At 72.8% G+C, this 15,047-nt stretch carries 16 protein-coding genes; 5 read left to right on the top strand and 11 right to left on the bottom strand.

Annotated elements, in window-relative coordinates:
• Positions 1–15: 15 nt before the first annotated feature.
• Complete coding sequence (locus HJC40_RS38575) at positions 16–1,062, bottom strand: hypothetical protein (RefSeq protein WP_250008514.1); 1,047 nt, start codon at positions 1,060–1,062, stop codon at positions 16–18.
• A 204-nt stretch (positions 1,063–1,266) separates the two neighbouring features.
• Positions 1,267–2,175: a S1C family serine protease gene (locus tag HJC40_RS38570; protein ID WP_250008513.1), complete on the bottom strand. Its 909-nt coding sequence runs from the start codon at positions 2,173–2,175 to the stop codon at positions 1,267–1,269.
• A 269-nt stretch (positions 2,176–2,444) separates the two neighbouring features.
• On the opposite strand from HJC40_RS38570, the gene HJC40_RS45840 reads away from it, so the two are divergent.
• From HJC40_RS45840 to HJC40_RS38555, 3 genes are all read left to right on the top strand, one after another.
• Complete coding sequence (locus tag HJC40_RS45840) at positions 2,445–2,723, top strand: peptidoglycan-binding domain-containing protein (RefSeq protein ID WP_284044333.1); 279 nt, start codon at positions 2,445–2,447, stop codon at positions 2,721–2,723.
• Between the two features lie 87 nt (positions 2,724–2,810).
• Positions 2,811–3,518, top strand: a complete 708-nt coding sequence (locus HJC40_RS38560) for a TIGR03089 family protein (RefSeq protein WP_250008512.1) — start codon at positions 2,811–2,813, stop codon at positions 3,516–3,518.
• Between the two features lie 305 nt (positions 3,519–3,823).
• Entirely contained in the window at positions 3,824–4,426 is a 603-nt protein-coding gene (locus HJC40_RS38555; RefSeq protein ID WP_250008511.1) for a class I SAM-dependent methyltransferase, read from the top strand.
• 212 nt (positions 4,427–4,638) lie between these two features.
• Here the strand turns inward: HJC40_RS38555 and paaE are convergent, their stop codons facing one another.
• From paaE to paaN, 9 genes are all read right to left on the bottom strand, one after another.
• A complete protein-coding gene (gene paaE, locus HJC40_RS38550; RefSeq protein ID WP_250008509.1) occupies positions 4,639–5,685 on the bottom strand; it encodes a 1,2-phenylacetyl-CoA epoxidase subunit PaaE in 1,047 nt (348 codons plus the stop codon).
• A gap of 1 nt (position 5,686) precedes the next feature.
• A complete protein-coding gene (gene paaD, locus HJC40_RS38545; RefSeq protein ID WP_374273649.1) occupies positions 5,687–6,178 on the bottom strand; it encodes a 1,2-phenylacetyl-CoA epoxidase subunit PaaD in 492 nt (163 codons plus the stop codon).
• The gene (gene paaC, locus HJC40_RS38540) at positions 6,172–7,110 is read right to left on the bottom strand and encodes a 1,2-phenylacetyl-CoA epoxidase subunit PaaC (RefSeq protein WP_250008508.1); all 939 of its coding nucleotides are present in this window, start codon (positions 7,108–7,110) and stop codon (positions 6,172–6,174) included. The genes paaD and paaC overlap by 7 nt, the downstream gene beginning before the upstream one ends.
• Before the next feature lie 7 nt (positions 7,111–7,117).
• Positions 7,118–7,402 (bottom strand): 1,2-phenylacetyl-CoA epoxidase subunit PaaB, encoded by a 285-nt coding sequence (gene paaB / locus HJC40_RS38535; protein ID WP_374273650.1) that lies wholly within the window; start codon positions 7,400–7,402, stop codon positions 7,118–7,120.
• Between the two features lie 8 nt (positions 7,403–7,410).
• Entirely contained in the window at positions 7,411–8,355 is a 945-nt protein-coding gene (gene paaA / locus HJC40_RS38530; protein ID WP_250008506.1) for a 1,2-phenylacetyl-CoA epoxidase subunit PaaA, read from the bottom strand.
• Positions 8,352–9,224, bottom strand: a complete 873-nt coding sequence (locus HJC40_RS38525) for a 3-hydroxyacyl-CoA dehydrogenase family protein (protein ID WP_308200991.1) — start codon at positions 9,222–9,224, stop codon at positions 8,352–8,354. Before HJC40_RS38525 ends, paaA begins: the two co-directional genes overlap by 4 nt.
• A gap of 55 nt (positions 9,225–9,279) precedes the next feature.
• Entirely contained in the window at positions 9,280–10,008 is a 729-nt protein-coding gene (locus HJC40_RS38520) for an enoyl-CoA hydratase/isomerase family protein (protein WP_250008505.1), read from the bottom strand.
• 67 nt (positions 10,009–10,075) lie between these two features.
• Positions 10,076–11,278, bottom strand: a complete 1,203-nt coding sequence (locus HJC40_RS38515; protein ID WP_250008504.1) for a thiolase family protein — start codon at positions 11,276–11,278, stop codon at positions 10,076–10,078.
• A gap of 16 nt (positions 11,279–11,294) precedes the next feature.
• The gene (gene paaN / locus HJC40_RS38510) at positions 11,295–12,965 is read right to left on the bottom strand and encodes a phenylacetic acid degradation protein PaaN (protein WP_250008503.1); all 1,671 of its coding nucleotides are present in this window, start codon (positions 12,963–12,965) and stop codon (positions 11,295–11,297) included.
• Between the two features lie 75 nt (positions 12,966–13,040).
• Between paaN and HJC40_RS38505 the strand changes: the two genes are divergently transcribed.
• Together HJC40_RS38505 and HJC40_RS38500 are read left to right on the top strand one after the other, a co-directional pair.
• Positions 13,041–13,679 carry a TetR/AcrR family transcriptional regulator gene (locus HJC40_RS38505; protein WP_250008502.1) on the top strand — a complete coding sequence of 213 codons (639 nt, stop codon included), beginning with the start codon at positions 13,041–13,043 and terminating at the stop codon, positions 13,677–13,679.
• A gap of 79 nt (positions 13,680–13,758) precedes the next feature.
• Positions 13,759–14,976, top strand: a complete 1,218-nt coding sequence (locus tag HJC40_RS38500; RefSeq protein ID WP_250008501.1) for a glycoside hydrolase family 3 N-terminal domain-containing protein — start codon at positions 13,759–13,761, stop codon at positions 14,974–14,976.
• The last annotated feature ends 71 nt before the right edge of the window (positions 14,977–15,047 follow it).

Here is a 15,047-nt window from a genome sequence, read left to right as displayed (position 1 = left end):
GGGTCCGCTCCGGCCTCAGCCCTGGGAGGGTGGCTTGTCCGCGGGCGGCGGCGTGAGGTCGGCCGGCTGTTGGGGCAGCGGCCCTTGGTGCTGGGGTGGCAGCCCCCACGGCGGCTGGGGCTGCGGCGCCCATGCCGCCTGAGGCTGCGACGCCTCTGGGGGCTGGGGTGGCATCCCCCACGGCGGCTGCGGCTGCGGTACACCGGGGTGCTGGGATGGCGGCCCCCACGGCGGCTGCGGCTGCGATACCGCCGGGTGCTGATACTGCGGCCCCCACGGCGGCTGCGGCTGCGACGCCCACATCGGCGGCGGAGGCGGCGGGGCGGGATACCAGAAGCCGTCCGGATAACTGGGCGGCGCTCCCGCGTACCGGAAGGGTTGGGGTCCTTGGGGAAAGTGGCGACCCGGGCGGAAGAAACGGTCGGCCGGGCCGGTCAGCAGGAGCACGGCGGTCGCGATCGCCAGCAGGACTGCGGCCGCCACTGCGCAGGCCAGGACGGCGTCGTAAGCGATCGACCAACCGCCGCTGTCGAGGTCGTAGAGACGGTCGTAGAAGCCGGCGTCCTCGGGCGTCATGACGTCGCCGTCCTCGAACGAGTAGTCCTCCTCGCCCGGGACCGGCTCGTCGAGGGAACTGAAGGCCAGCAGGCCGAACAGTCCGATCATCCCGCCGAACAAGCACGACAGCACGAAGAGCCCGACCGGCGCCCCCAGCCCGACCCAGGTCAGCACGCGCGCGACGTGGCTGCCCCGGCGCAGCCAGGCGACGGTCAGCCCCAGCCACAGCGCGAGCACGACCATCGGCAGGCCGAACAGGAGCACGAAGGCCACGTTGCCGTCCCGCTCGCCCGACACTTCCGACGGGTCCGCGTCGCCGAACCGGGCGGCCTCGTCGATCAGCCCGTCGTAGTGGATGGCCTCGGCGATCATCACCCCGACGACCAGCACCAGCAGCCCCACCAGCGCCACCTGGAACCACACGGCGAGGGTGACCACCGACGGCCGCGCAGGTGGCGCGGCCGGGGGCGGTACGGAGGGGTGCAGGGCAGCAGCCGAAGTCACGGACGCACCGTACGGGCCGGTAACCGCCGACGGCAGACCCGATCGGCCACATTTGGATCAAGACTCGTCCGGGGCGGCCCGGCTTCACCCGCTGGACATCCGAGGTGCTCCGGGCTTCTGCCTGATCGACCGCTCGGCTGCTCCGGGCTCGCAACCGTCAAGGCAGCTCAGCTGCTCCGGGCTTCCAGCCGTCTGACGGCTCGCTCAGCTGCTCCGGGCTTCCATCTGCTGGACGGCGGCCACGACGGTGTCGGCCGGGATGGCGAAGCCGACGCCGATGCTGCCCGAGTCGGACTGGCTCGCGGTGGCGATCGCCACGTTGATGCCGACGACGTGACCGGAGAGATCGACCAGCGCGCCGCCGGAGTTGCCCTGGTTGATGGCGGCGTCGGTCTGCAGCAGACCGGTCAGCTTCTCGCTGCCGCCGCCGGTGGCCGACTCCGTGGCGGTGTCGATGCTGCGGTCCAGGGCCGAGACGATGCCCGAGGTCACCGTGTTCTCGAGGCCGAGCGGCGCCCCGAAGGCCAGCACCGTGTCCCCCACGGCGACGCTGTCGTCGGTGCCGAACGTGACCGGGTTCAGCCCCGACAACCCGGAAGCCTGCACGAGAGCAAGGTCGTGGGTGGTGTCGGTGGTGACGACCCGGGCGGGCACGGTCCGGCCCGAGGACAGGCGCACGCTGACGGTGCCGCCGCCCTCGACGACGTGGTTGTTGGTGAGGATGAGCCCGTCCGAGCGGAGCACCACGCCCGAGCCGAGCGACGACGACTGGTCGGAGTCGACCAGGACGGTGACGACGCTCGGCTGCACCTGCTTGACGATCGCGGCCAGGTCGGCGTCCTCGGTGACGGTCCTGGTGCTGCTCGCCGTGGCCGCGGTTGCCGCGGTCGTGGCCGGTTGGTCGATCAGGTACCGCTCGGCGACCACGCCGCCCGCTGTGCCGCCGGCGCCGATCAGCGCCAGCACCGCGGCCCCACCGGCCACCCGGCGCGGCCACCGGCGGCCGCCGTCCGACGGTACGAACGGGGGCCCGGGCGGAGGCGGCGGCGTCACATCGTCGTGGTCGCCACCGGAGTGGTCGGGCTGGGTGGGCCGGGTCATCAGGTCGGTCATGGCGACGCCTCGCTTCGTTGGCTGATGAGCCAACAGTGACCCGCGACCTTGTCGGAAACCGGTGAGGCGTCTGTGGGTTCCCTGTACGCGGCGGCACCCCGGCGCAGCCCGGTCCGGCCCCTGTTTCCGCCGGTCGCCCCACCTGGTCGCACTCCGTCATCAGCCGAAAGTTGCATCGGCGGCCGGCGTTCCGAGACGCCGGTCCGATGCCGCGCACAGGCGGCCGCCGGATGCTGGAGTCATCCCCCGACACCAGCAGGAGGCACGAGATGTCCGCACGAGGAATGCTCACGGTGGTCGGCTCCGCGGTCGGCGCCGTGATCGGCTGGAACGCTCCCCCGCCGGCGGACCCCGCCGTGGTCCGCGCGCTGCTCGCCGAGATCGGCCGCCCCGCCGGCGAGACGGACGACGAGCTCACCACGGCCGTACGGGCTTTCCAGGCCCGCGCCGGTCTGACCACCGACGGCGTCGCCGGCCCGCGCACCGTCCACGTCCTCAACCGGTACGCGATGGACCGGCGCGCCTGGCAGCGCGACCTCGCGGCGTAGCCGGTCCGTCCGACCTCACGATCGGCGCGGCCGATCACGCCGGGCCGCAGCCCGGTGCTGGTGGCCACCCGCCCTAAAGTCTCAGGCATGACGTCGGGTGACCTGATCACGTACTACGACGACGCGACCGGCGAACGGTTCGGGCTGACCGCGGGCGAGCTCGGTGGCTGGACGTCGGCGACGACGGCGCTGCTCACCGAGGGGTGCGGGCTCGGCCCGGGCGACACCGCCGCGGTGCTGCTGCCGCCCCACTGGCAGACGGCCGCCGTACTGCTCGGCGCCTGGTCGGCCGGTCTCGAACTGTCGATCCGCGACTGGGCGGGGGCCGGCCTGTCCCCCGCCGGTGACCCCCTCGACGTGACCTTCGTGGAACACCGCCGGATCGGCAACTGGCTGGACGAGGTTCCCACCGGCCGGCATCAGTTCGTGCTCGGCCTGGCCCCGCACGGCGCCGCGACCGGCGACGTGCCCAAGGGCTACCGCGACTACACCACCGCGCTGCGCCCCTACCTCGGCGCCCATCCGCCGCGCCACGAGATCGACGAGCTGCGCCCGGCGGTCGTCGACGGCACGACCTATCAGGAGTACGCGCGGACGGCGGCCGACGTTGCCGAGCAGCACGGCATCGGTCCGGGCGACCGTGTGCTGGTCGACACGGCCCTCCAGGAGCATCCGTTGATCTGGCTGCTGGCCCCGCTGTCGGCCGGCGCGTCGATCGTCCTCTGCGCCAACCTCGACGCGTCCCGCCTCGAGCAGCGGATCGACAAGGAAGGCGTCACGGTCGTCCTCCGGTGATTCCGCCGGGTCTTCCCGGGCAGCTCCTCCCAGCCAGCTCGTCCCAGGCAGCTCGTCCCAGGCAGCTCGTCCCAGGCAGCTTGGATCCGGCAGCTCGTCCCAGGCAGCTCGTCCCAGGCAGCTTGGATCCGGGCAGCTCGTCCCAGGCAGCTCGTCCCAGGCAGCTTGGATCCGGGCAGGTCTCCGAGCCGGCCGAGCCCGGGGTCGTGCCCGTCGAGCGGATCTCCGGTACCGGCCGATGAGCTTGTCCACTGCGGACGATCACCTCATGGAGATCGATGCATCCTGCCGGTAGCCTGCCGCGCATGGAGGTCTTCGATCAACTCGCCGAGCAGTACCAGGGCGAACACAGTCACAATCCCTTCCAGGCCGCGCTGATCGAACGGATCGCCGCGCTGCTCCCGTCCGGGGCCGGGGTGCTCGACCTCGGCTGCGGCACGGGCGTCCCGACCGCGAAATTGCTGACCGAGTCGGATCACCGGGTGGTCGGCGTCGACATCTCCGAAGGGATGCTGCGGCTGGCCCGTGAGCAGGTGCCGGCGGCCGAGTTCGTGCACGCCGACTTCAAGGAACTGGCCGACGAGTTCGGCCGCTTCGGGGCGGTGACCGCGTTCTTCTCGCTGCTGATGCTGAGCAAGGCCGACATCGAGCGCACCCTCAAGAAGACCTACGGATGGCTGGAGCCGCAGGGCTACCTCGGCATCGGCATGGTCAACTTCGACGGCGACAGCCTGCCGTTCGACTTCATGGGCGTGCCGGTGACCGTTTCCGGCTACCTGGAGGGAGACTTGGCCGCCGTCCTCGAGGCGCACGGCTTCACCGTGGTCAGCATCGAGACGGTCACGTTCACCCCGGCCGACGGACCGGAGGAGAGCCAAATCTTCGCCCTCGCCCAAAAGCCCGCCTGACCCCCGTCCCGGCACCGGCGCGGCTCAGTGCCGGGCGATCCGGTGCCGGCGCGTTCCGGTGCCGAGCGATCCGGTGCCGGCGCGTTCCGGCGCCGGCACGCTGCATTGCCGGCGCGGTTGGTGCCGGCACGCTCCAATGCTGGCGCGCTGCAGCGCCGACGCGGCTGGGTGCCGGTCGCAGTCGTGTCGCCGTGAATGCGGTGGCCCTCGGCTCAGTCGTCGAAGGTGACGGTCACCTTCGACGACGCCGGGGTCGCCTGGCAGGTCAGGACGAACCCGGCCGCCACCTCGGCCGGCTCCAGCGCGAAGTTGCGCCGCATGGTCACCTCGCCCTCGACCACCCGGGCCCGGCACGTGCCGCACACCCCGCCCTTGCACGCGAACGGCAGGTCCGGCCGCGAGCGCTGGGCGCCGTCGAGCACCGTGCTGCCCTCGGCGACGGTCACGGTCGTCGACCGGCCGTCGAGCAGCACCGTCACCTCGCTGCCTTCGGTCAACCCCGTCTCCCGTACGGGCTCGGGCGGCACCTCGTCGACCCAGAACAGCTCACGGTGGATCCGCTCGGGTGCCACCCCCGCCTCGGCGAGCACCTCGGTGGCGTCGACGACCATCCCGTACGGTCCGCACAGCCACCAGTGGTCGACCCCGGTCAGGTCGAGCAGCCGGGGCAGCAACGCGCGCAGTTTCTCGCCGTCGAGCCGGCCGCTCAGCAGGTCGACCTCGCGCGCCTCGCGGGACAGCAGGTGCACCAGCTCGACCCGCGACGGGTGCCTGTCCTTCAGATCGGCGAGCTCCTCGGCGAACATCACGGTGTCGGCCCGCCGGTTGCCGTAGAGAACGGCCACCTCCGCCTTCGGGTTGCGCAGCAGCGACGTCGCGATCGACAGCACAGGCGTGATGCCCGAGCCCGCCGCGATCATCACGTGCCGCCCGCCGGCCTCGAGATCGGGCGTGAACGTGCCCGACGGCGGCGCGACCTCGACCGCGTCGCCCACCCGCAGCTCGTGCACCAGCCAGCCGGAGACCACACCGCCCGGCACCTCGCGCACGCCGATCCGCGGCCGGGCGCCGGCGGGAGCGCAGATCGAATAGGACCGCCGCTCGTCCCGCTCGTCACCCGGGCGTCGAACGGTGAGCGACTGTCCCGGCCGGAAGGCGTAGAACTCGGCCAGGTCCTCCGGCACGTCGAAGGTCACGGCGACCGCGTCGGGGCAGAGCCGCTCGACCTCGGCCACGCGCAACGCGTTGAAGTCCCGCACGTCAGATCTCCTTCACGTGCTCGAAGGGCTCCCGGCAGGCCGGGCACCGCCGCAGCTCCCGGCAGGCGGTCGCCCCGAACGCGGCCAGCCGCTCGGTCGACTCCTCCCCGCAGCGCGGGCAGGCGACCCGCTCATCACGCACGCCGAGCACCAGCGGCACCGGCCCGGCGGCCCGGCGCGGAGCCGGCCCGGGCGGCGCGATGCCGGCCGCGAACAGCTTGGCCTTGCCCGACTCGGTGATCCAGTCGGTGGTCCAGGCCGGGGCCAGCAGCGTCCGCACCCGCGCCCGCGCGTAGCCGGCGGTGCGCAGCGCCCGCACCAGGTCGGCCTGAATTGCCTCCATGGCCGGGCACCCGGAGTAGGTCGGCGTGATCGTCACCTCGACGCCGTCGTCGGTCTCCCGCACGTCACGCAGGATCCCCAGCTCGGCCAGCGTGACCATGGGCAGCTCGGGGTCGGTCACCGTCGCCGCCACCTCGGCCGCGCTCACCACACACCGCCCGGCGTGGCGCGGGCCAGCCCCTGCAGCTCGGCCAGGATCGCGGCCAGCTCATCGCCGTGACGGCCGTCGCGGCCCCCGGTTCCCCCGCCCGCCGACACGGCGCCGCTCGCCGGCGAAGTCGCGCCCACCGGCACGATTCCGCCCGCCTCCGCTGTGTCGGCGGCCGGCATGTCCAGCGTGGCCGCGCGGAGCACCTCGGTCAGGACGGTGTCGAACTCGGGGCGCAGCGAGGCCGGGTCGACGGCCACGCCGGCGGCGGCCAGGCGCACTTCGACGTCGTGCGGCGTGAACAACTCGCCGAGCAACGGCCAGACCGCGTCGACCGCGTCCTGCATGCGCCGGTGCGACAGCTCGGTGCCGTCACCGAGGCGCACCGCCCAGCCGGCCGCGTACTCCCGGTGATAGGCGACCTCCTTGACCCCCTTGGCGCCGATCGCCGCCAGCACCGGGTCGCGGCTGGTCGCCAGCCGGTCGAGCAGCGCCAGCCGCCACGTCGAGAAGACGAGCAACCGCGCGATCAGCTGACCGAAGTCGGTGTCGTCGCGCTCGACGAGCCGCACATGCCGGAAGTCCGCCGGGTCGCGCAGGTAGGCCAGGTCGTCCTCGTCGCGGCCGGTGCCCTCGGCCTCCCCGGCCCGGGTCAGCAGGAGCCGGGCCTGGCCGAGCAGGTCGAGGCCGATGTTCGCGATCGCCATCTCGTCCTCGAGCTCGGGCGCGCGGGTCACCCACTGCTGGAGCCGGTGCGACAGGATCAGCGCGTCGTCCCCGATCATCAGGCAGTACGCCGCCAGGTCGGCGCCGTCGACACCGTCGGGAAGGGCGGTGGGCACCCCGGCGAGCGGGTCGGCGAACCCCGTGCCGTACGCCCAGCGGGCATCGTCGTCGTGATCGGTGAGGGCCTGATAGGCGTCGTCGAAGGACATGGCGGCCTCAGATGTGCGGAACCGAGTCGGGAATGGCGTAGTGCGTCGGGTGCCGGTAGACCTTGTCGCCGCTGGGCGCGAAGAAGGCGTCCTTGTCGTCCGGACCCGAGGCCACGACGTCGTCGGAGCGCACCACCCAGATGCTGACGCCCTCGTTGCGCCGCGTGTAGAGGTCGCGGGCGTGGTGCAGGGCCATCTCGTGGTCCGCCGCCCGCAGCGACCCCACGTGCACGTGGTTGAGACCCCGCTTGGCCCGGACGAACACCTCGAACAGCGGCCACTCGTGCTTGATCTCGCCGCTCACGCGGGCACCCCCTGTCGCTTGGCCGCGTGGGCCGCGGCCGCCTCACGGACCCAGGCGCCGTCCTCGTCGGCCCGGCGCCGGTGCGCGAGGCGCTCCGCGTTCATCGGCCCGTCGCCGGAGATCACCCGCTTGAGCTCGGTCCAGTCGATCTCACCGAAGTCGTGGTGCCCGCGGTCGGCGTTCCAGCGCAGGTCCGGGTCGGGCAGGGTGACGCCGAGGGCCTCGGCCTGGGGCACGCTCATGTCCACGAAACGCTGCCGCAGCTCGTCGTTGGTGTGGCGCTTGATCTTCCAGGCCATCGACTGGGCCGTGTTCGGCGATTCCGCGTCGGGCGGGCCGAACATCATCAGAGACGGCCACCACCAGCGGTCGACCGCGTCCTGCACCATCTCGCGCTGAGCCTCGGTGCCGCGCATCATCGTCATCAGCAGCTCGTAACCCTGCCGCTGGTGGAACGACTCCTCCTTGCAGATGCGGATCATCGCCCGCGCGTACGGCCCGAACGAGCTCCGGCAGAGCGGCACCTGATTGCAGATCGCCGCGCCGTCGACGAGCCACCCGATCACGCCGACGTCGGCGAACGTCAGCGTCGGGTAGTTGAAGATCGAGGAGTACTTCTGGCGGCCCTCGATGAGCCGGCGGGTCAGGTCGCCCCGGTCGGCGCCGAGTGTCTCGGCCGCCGAGTAGAGGTAGAGCCCGTGGCCGGCCTCGTCCTGCACCTTGGCCAGCAGGATCGCCTTGCGCCGGAGCGACGGCGCCCGCGTGATCCAGGCGCCCTCCGGCTGCATGCCGATGATCTCGGAGTGCGCGTGCTGGGCGATCTGCCGGATCATCGTCTTGCGGTAGCCATCGGGCATCCAGTCGCGCGGCTCGACGCGCTGGTCCTTCTCGATCGTCGTGGTGAAGACCCGCTCCGCCTCGGCGGGGATCCGGTCGCTCATGACGCCTCCCAGGTGTAGAAGCCCTGTCCGGCCTTGCGGCCCACCTCGCCGCGGGCCACCTTGTCACGCAGCAGCCGGGGCGGGGCGAACCGCTCCCCCAGCTCGCGGTGCAGATGGTCGGCGATGGCCAGACGCACGTCGAGGCCGACCAGGTCGGTGGAGCGCAGCGGGCCCATCGGATGCCGATAGCCCAGTTCCATGGCGCGGTCGATCGCGGCCGCGTCGGCCACGCCCTCCTCGAGCATGCGGATGGCCTCTAGGCCGAGCAGCACGCCGAGCCGGCTGGTGGCGAACCCGGGCGAGTCCCGGACGAGGACCTCGCTCTTGCCCAGCCCGGCCACCCAGGCCCGGGCGGTCTCGCGAACGGCGTCGCCGGTCTGCGGGCCGGTCACGATCTCGACGAGCTTGCTGGCCGGCACCGGGTTGAAGAAGTGCAGGCCGACGAACCGCTCGGGCCGCCGCAGCCCTTCGGCCAGTCCGGTGATCGACAACGAGCTCGTGTTGCTGGCCAGCACGGCGCCGTCGCCGACGGCCCGCTCGGCCGCGGCCAGCACGCTGACCTTGAGGGTTGCTTCCTCGGGTACGGCCTCGACGACCAGGTCGGTGTCGGCGCTCAGCCCCGCGGCGTCGTCGACGAGCACCAGCCGCTCGAGCACCAGATCGGCCGACTCGGCGAGCGCCCCCTTCTCGGCCGCGCGGAGCAGACCCATCGCCACCCGGTCACGAGCCGCCGCGGCGGCCGCCGGGTCACGCTCGACGAGGCAGACCACCGAGCCAGCGACGGCGAAGACCTGGGCTATGCCGGCCCCCATCCGCCCGCCCCCGATGACCGCGACCAGTTTCGGCACGGCCGGCGTCGGCGCGCTCACGAGCCACCCCCGCCGGCCAGAGCCGAGCCCTGACCGACCACGGCTTGCCGGGCGCTCATGAGCGGCCACCGGCGAGGAAGGCGTCCATGCGTACGCGCTTGTCCTCGGACTCGAACAGGATCGCCTGGGCCAGGTCGTCGGTGAGCGGGTGACCGCCGCCGTCGGTGACCAGCTTGGTCAGGCGCAGGGCGAGCACTCCCGACCGAGCCATCCGGTCGAGCAGCCCATGAGCGCGCTTCAGCACCTCGCCGGCCGGCACGATCTCGGCGACCAGACCGAACCGCAGCGCGTCGTCGGCGTCGAGCCGGCGCCCGGCCAGCAGCACCTGTTTGGCGACGGACGCGCCGACCAGCTCGCGCAGCCGCCAGCAGGCCCCGGCGGCAGCGAGGATGCCGAGTCCGGGCTCCGGGTTGCCGAACACGGCGGCCGGCGTGGCCAGGCGTACGTCGCACGCGTAGGCCAACTCGGCGCCCCCACCCAGGGCGTAACCGTCGACCGCGGCCACGGTGGGCAGCGGCAGCCGGGCGATCCGGTCGAACAGCCGGCTGTTGATGCCCCGCAGCGCCTGCTCTCGGCCGCGCTCACGGAGTTCGCCGATGTCGGCGCCGGCCGCGAACGTGCCGTCCGCACCGGTGATCAGCAACAGCCGGGGTTGCTCCTCGAGCGCGGCGCACACGTCGTGCAGCTCCGCGACCATCGCCGCGTTGATCGCGTTGCGAGCCTCGGGACGGCGCAGCGTGACCACGACGCGGTCGTCGAGCTCCTCGACCGTGAGCGTGTTCACGACCGGCTCGCGTCGGGTCGGATCCGCGCCGAGCGGCCACGCGGGCGCGCCGCCGGGCGCCGGGCGCTCATGGGCGCTCCACCAGCATCGCGACGCCCTGACCGACGCCGACGCAGAGGGTGGCGAGGGCGCGACGGGCGTTCTCCCGCTCCATGCGGCCCAGCAGGGTCACCGTGAGGCGGGCGCCGGAGCAGCCCAGCGGGTGGCCCAGCGCGATCGCGCCGCCGTCGGCGTTGACCCGCTCCTCGTCCAGCTTGAGCCGCCGGATCACGGCCAGCGACTGCACCGCGAACGCCTCGTTCAGCTCGACCGCGTCGAGGTCGCCGGCGCCCCACCCGGCCCGGGCCAGCGCCTTCTCGGTGGCGGGCACCGGGCCGAGCCCCATGATCTGGGGCGGGACACCGGCGCTGGCCGCCGTGACGATGCGGGCGCGCGGGGTCAGCCCGTACCTCTCGACCGCTTCCTTGCTCGCGACGACCAGGGCAGCGGCGCCGTCGCTGAGCGGGGACGAAGAAGCAGCCGTGACCACGCCGCCGGAGCGGAAGACCGGCCGCAGGCCGCCCAGCTTTTCCAGGGTGGACCCGCGGCGCGGGATCTCGTCGGTGGTCACCTCGCCCACCGGCACGATCTCGCCGTCGAAGCGTCCGCCGTCGATCGCCGCGATCGCCCGCTCGTGGCTGCGCAACGCGAACGCGTCGCTCTCGGCCCGGGTGATGCCGTCGAGCGCGGCGATCTCCTCGGCGGTCTCGCCCATGCTGAGCGTGACCCGCCGGTCTTCCGGGCCGGTGCCGGCCGACTTGTCGTGCTCCTTGAACAGGGGATTGGTGAAGCGCCAGCCCAGCGACGTGTCGACGACCTCGCCGGGACGCGCCCACGGGGTGCCGGGTTTCTGCATCACCCAGGGCGCCCGGGTCATCGACTCGACGCCGCCGGCCACGACGAGGTCGGCCTCGCCGGCGCGGATCTGGTTGGCCGCCGACACGATCGCCGTGAGGCCGCTGGCGCACAGCCGGTTGACCGTGTAGCCCGGGACGGTGTCGGGCAGGCCGGAGAGCAGCACGGCCATGCGGGCGACGTTGCGGTTGTCCTCGCCCGCCTGGTTGGCCGCGCCGAGGATCACCTCGTCGATCGCCTCGGCGGGCACGCCGGCCCGGCCGACCGCCTCACGGACGACGAGCCCGGCGAGGTCGTCGGGACGGATGCCGGCGAGCGCCCCGCCGTACTTGCCCTGGGGGGTGCGGACGCCGCCGACGAGGTAGGCCTCGGCCATGGTGAACCTCCGGAGCTCAGACGTGGTGACGGGACTGGAGGGTGAAGAACCGGCCGGTGACGAAGTAGTCGTCGGTCAGCGAGGCGGTCGCGGCCGGGTTGGCGCCGGAGCCGTGCAGATCGCTGAACGCGGCGGTCTGGTTGACGAAGACCCCGCCGGTGAGGTTCTCGGCCAGGTGCACGCCCGCGTCGAGCGCGGCCTCGCGCGCGGCTGCGAGAACCTCGGGGCTCGTCGAGTGGACCAGAGCGGTGAGCGCGCCGTGGGCCCGGACGGTCTCGACCAGGATGCGCAGGCTGTGCTCGGTCGAATCGGTGGCGATGACGAAGGAGACCGGGCCGAACCACTCCCGGGTGTACGCCTTCTCGTCGGCGGCGTCGAGCCGGACGACGACCGGCGTGCGGATCGTGGCGCCCGGATGGTGCTCGTCGGTCACGGCGGTGGTCGGGTGGATGACGCTGGCCGCGTTGTCGGCCTCGGTGAGCCGGGCCAGGACGCTGTCGTTGGCGATCGCGCCGAGCGTGCCGGCGGCACGGGCCGGGTCGCCGAGCAGCTTGTCGAGCGCGGCGGAGAGGTCGGCGCCGAACTCGTCGGCGCTGCGGTGCCCGGCGTCGGTCTCGATGCCGGCCAGCGGGACCAGGATGTTCTGCGGGGTGGTGCACATCTGGCCGCTGTAGAGGGAGAGCGAGAACGCCAGGTTGCGCAGCAGACCCTTGTAGTCGTCCGTGGAGTCGACGACGACCGTGTTGAGACCGGCCTTCTCGGTGTAGACGACGGCCTGGCGCGCGTTCGCCTCCAGCCAGTTGCCGAACTCGCTCGAACCGGTGAAGTCGACGATGCGGACGTCGGGGTGGGTGGCCAGCGTGGCGGCGACACCGTCGCCCGGCTCCTCGGCGGCCAGGGTCACCAGGTCGGGGCCCTGGCCGGCCTCGGCGAGCACCTCGCGGCAGATCTGCACGGTGATGGCCAGCGGCAGGACGGCGCCCGGGTGCGGCTTGACGATCACCGGGTTGCCGGTCACCAGGCTGGCGAACAGACCGGGATAGCTGTTCCAGGTCGGGAACGTGGTGCAGCCGATCACGAGGCCGACGCCGCGGCCCACGACCGTGCTCGTCTTGGCCAGGCGCAGGGCGTCACCGCCCCGCTGCGGCTTGCTCCACTCGGAGGTGGCCGGGATGCGGGTGGTGGCGGCCAGCGCGTAGGCCACGGCCTCGAGCGCGCGGTCCTGAGCGTGCGGCCCACCGGCCTGGAAGGCCATCACGAACGCCTGGCCGGTGGTGTGCTGCACCGCGTGGGCCAGCTCGAAGGAGCGGGCGTTGATGCGCTTGATGATCTCGACGGCGACGCCGGCGCGACCCTGCGGACCGACCGCGCGCCAGGCCGGGGTGGCGGCGCGAGCAGCGGCGACCAGGGCGAGGGGATCAGCCTTGGGATAACTGACGCCCAGCTCGAGACCCCAGGGGGATCGCTCGGTGGAGACGGTGCCGACGGCGCCGGGCACCTCGATCGGGAACGGCCGGCCCAGCAGCGCCTGGAACGCGCGCTCGCCGTCGGGGGCGGCCTGCTCGCCGTAGACCGACTTGCTCGGCGACTCGGGGAAGGCCGACCAGTAGTCGCGGGCGGTCGTCGCCCGGACAGCCTGGTCGAGCAGCTCGGCATGCGTCTCGTAGAACCCGGCGGGGGTGGTCATCCTGCGCTCCCTTGCGCTCGCGTGCCATTATTATCTACCGTCCGGTCGGTCGGTAATCAAGCCCCGGGAGAGACAATGGCACCTCCACAGGAGCGCCGCCCCCGAGAAAGCCGCGCGGGAGAACCCCGCCGGCGCGGGCGTCCCGGGCATGACCAGGATGCCGTGCTGGCCGCCGCCGTGCGGCTGTTCAACGAGCGCGGCTACGACTACACCAGCATGTTCGACATCGCCGTGGCCCTCGGAATCACCAAATCGAGCGTGTACCACCACATCAGCGGCAAGGAACAGCTCCTTCAGATGGCGATGGACCGGGCACTCGACGGCCTCTTCGAGGCGGCCGACGAGGTGCGGGCCCTCGACGTACCGGCCCTGGAAAGGCTCGTGCAGTTGATCCGCCGCAGCGTGATCGTGCTGTCCGACCGGTTCGAGTACGTCACCGTCCTGCTGCGCGTGCGCGGCAACACCGAGGTCGAGCAGCACGCGCTCGACCGGCGGCGCGAGTTCGACATCCTGGTCACCGAGCTGGTCAAGCAGGCCCAGGCGGAGGGCGGCGTACGCCCCGATGTCGATCCGGCCACGGCCGCCCGCCTGCTCCTCGGCATGGTCAACTCGCTCACCGAGTGGTATCGCCCTCGCCCCGGCGGCGCCGAGTCGATCGCCGACGCCGTGACCACGCTGGCCTTCGAGGGTCTGCGGGCCCACCCGCAGGACTGATCACAACATCTCCCCAAGGCGTTCACCAACGGGGCACGCCCGGTTGCGTGTCCGCCCCGATTGGCTAGCGTGATCGCCGATGAAGCGAAGCCTGGCCGCCGTCGCGGTCGCGATCACCCTGGCCGGCTCGGTGAGCTCGTGCACCACCGACGACGCACCCGAGGCGGCCCCCGCGCCCTCCTCCGGCGCGCCCGTTCCCAGCGACGTCCCGTCGGCCGTCCCGCCGTCCGCCGTCCCGTCGGCCGGGCCGTCCTCGGCACCGCCGGCCGACTGCGTCAGCACGACTCTCGAGGGCCTGGACCTGCCCGAGCGGGTCGGTCAGCTGCTCATGATCGGCGCCGCGGTGAACGCGCCCAGCGGTCTCGGCGACACCGTCCGCCGCTATCACCTGGGCGGCGTCTTCCTGCGCGGCCGCAGCACCCACCGCGCCGCCCAGCTCAAGTCGGACGTCGCCGCGCTGCAGAGGAACGCGGCCCTGCCGATGCTGGTGGCCGTCGACCAGGAGGGCGGCAGCGTGCAGACGCTCAAGGGCCCGGACTTCCCGAGGCTGGCGTCGGCCTACCGGCTCGGCGCGGGCCCGGCCGCGACGCTGCGCGACACCACTCGTGACAGCGCCCGTCGCCTCAAAGGCATCGGTGTGAATCTCAACCTCGCGCCGGTGGCCGACACGGTGCCCACGAACATCGGCACCGGCAACCCGCCGATCGGGGCCTTCCGCCGCGAGTTCGGCTCCGACCCGGCCCGTGTCGCCGCGGCCATCCGCACGGTCGTGCCCGCGTCGCAGGACGCCGGGGTCCTCACCACCTTGAAGCACTTCCCGGGCCTGGGCCGTGTCCGGGTCAACACCGACGTCTCCACCGGCGCCACCGACACTGTCGCCACGGTCGACGACCCGTATCTGGCCCCGTTCAAGGCCGGGATCACGTCCGGCTCGGCCGCCGTGATGATCTCGTCGGCCCGCTATCCGAAGATCGATCCCAGCGCGGTCGCCGCCTTCTCCAAGCCGGTGATCACCGGTCTGCTGCGCGAGAGGATCGGGTTCCGCGGCCTGGTGGTCTCCGACGACCTGGGCGCCGCGCGGGCGGTCACCGCCTACCCACCCGCTCAGCGAGCCGTACGCTTCGTCGCCGCCGGCGGCGACCTGGTGCTCACGATCGTGCCTTCCGACGCCGCCCCCATGGCCGGCGCCCTCATCGACAAGGCCGAAACTGATCAGTCGTTCCGCGCCCGCGTCGACGACGCCGCCCGCCACGTCCTGCAGGCCAAGGCCCAAGCGGGCCTGCTCCGCTGCCGCTGACCCCCTCCCAGACGGGTCCCCCCGGTGACCGGCCGGGCGACGACACCCTCGAGAGTCGTCGGGAGCCGCCC

The organism is Actinoplanes sp. M2I2, assembly GCF_023544445.1.
Taxonomy (GTDB): Bacteria; Actinomycetota; Actinomycetes; order Mycobacteriales; family Micromonosporaceae; genus Actinoplanes.
This window is presented reverse-complemented; position numbering and strand designations above follow the sequence as displayed.

Excerpts from the sequence above, each read along its gene's own strand:
- HJC40_RS45840 (WP_284044333.1), top strand. The coding sequence starts at position 2,445 with ATGTCCGCACGAGGAATGCTCACGGTGGTCGGCTCCGCGGTCGGCGCC.
- HJC40_RS38555 (WP_250008511.1), top strand. The coding sequence starts at position 3,824 with ATGGAGGTCTTCGATCAACTCGCCGAGCAGTACCAGGGCGAACACAGT.
- HJC40_RS38560 (WP_250008512.1), top strand. The coding sequence starts at position 2,811 with ATGACGTCGGGTGACCTGATCACGTACTACGACGACGCGACCGGCGAA.
- paaC (WP_250008508.1), bottom strand. The coding sequence starts at position 7,110 with ATGTCCTTCGACGACGCCTATCAGGCCCTCACCGATCACGACGACGAT.
- HJC40_RS38570 (WP_250008513.1), bottom strand. The coding sequence starts at position 2,175 with ATGACCGACCTGATGACCCGGCCCACCCAGCCCGACCACTCCGGTGGC.
- paaN (WP_250008503.1), bottom strand. The coding sequence starts at position 12,965 with ATGACCACCCCCGCCGGGTTCTACGAGACGCATGCCGAGCTGCTCGAC.
- paaA (WP_250008506.1), bottom strand. The coding sequence starts at position 8,355 with ATGAGCGACCGGATCCCCGCCGAGGCGGAGCGGGTCTTCACCACGACG.
- HJC40_RS38505 (WP_250008502.1), top strand. The coding sequence starts at position 13,041 with ATGGCACCTCCACAGGAGCGCCGCCCCCGAGAAAGCCGCGCGGGAGAA.
- HJC40_RS38500 (WP_250008501.1), top strand. The coding sequence starts at position 13,759 with ATGAAGCGAAGCCTGGCCGCCGTCGCGGTCGCGATCACCCTGGCCGGC.
- HJC40_RS38515 (WP_250008504.1), bottom strand. The coding sequence starts at position 11,278 with ATGGCCGAGGCCTACCTCGTCGGCGGCGTCCGCACCCCCCAGGGCAAG.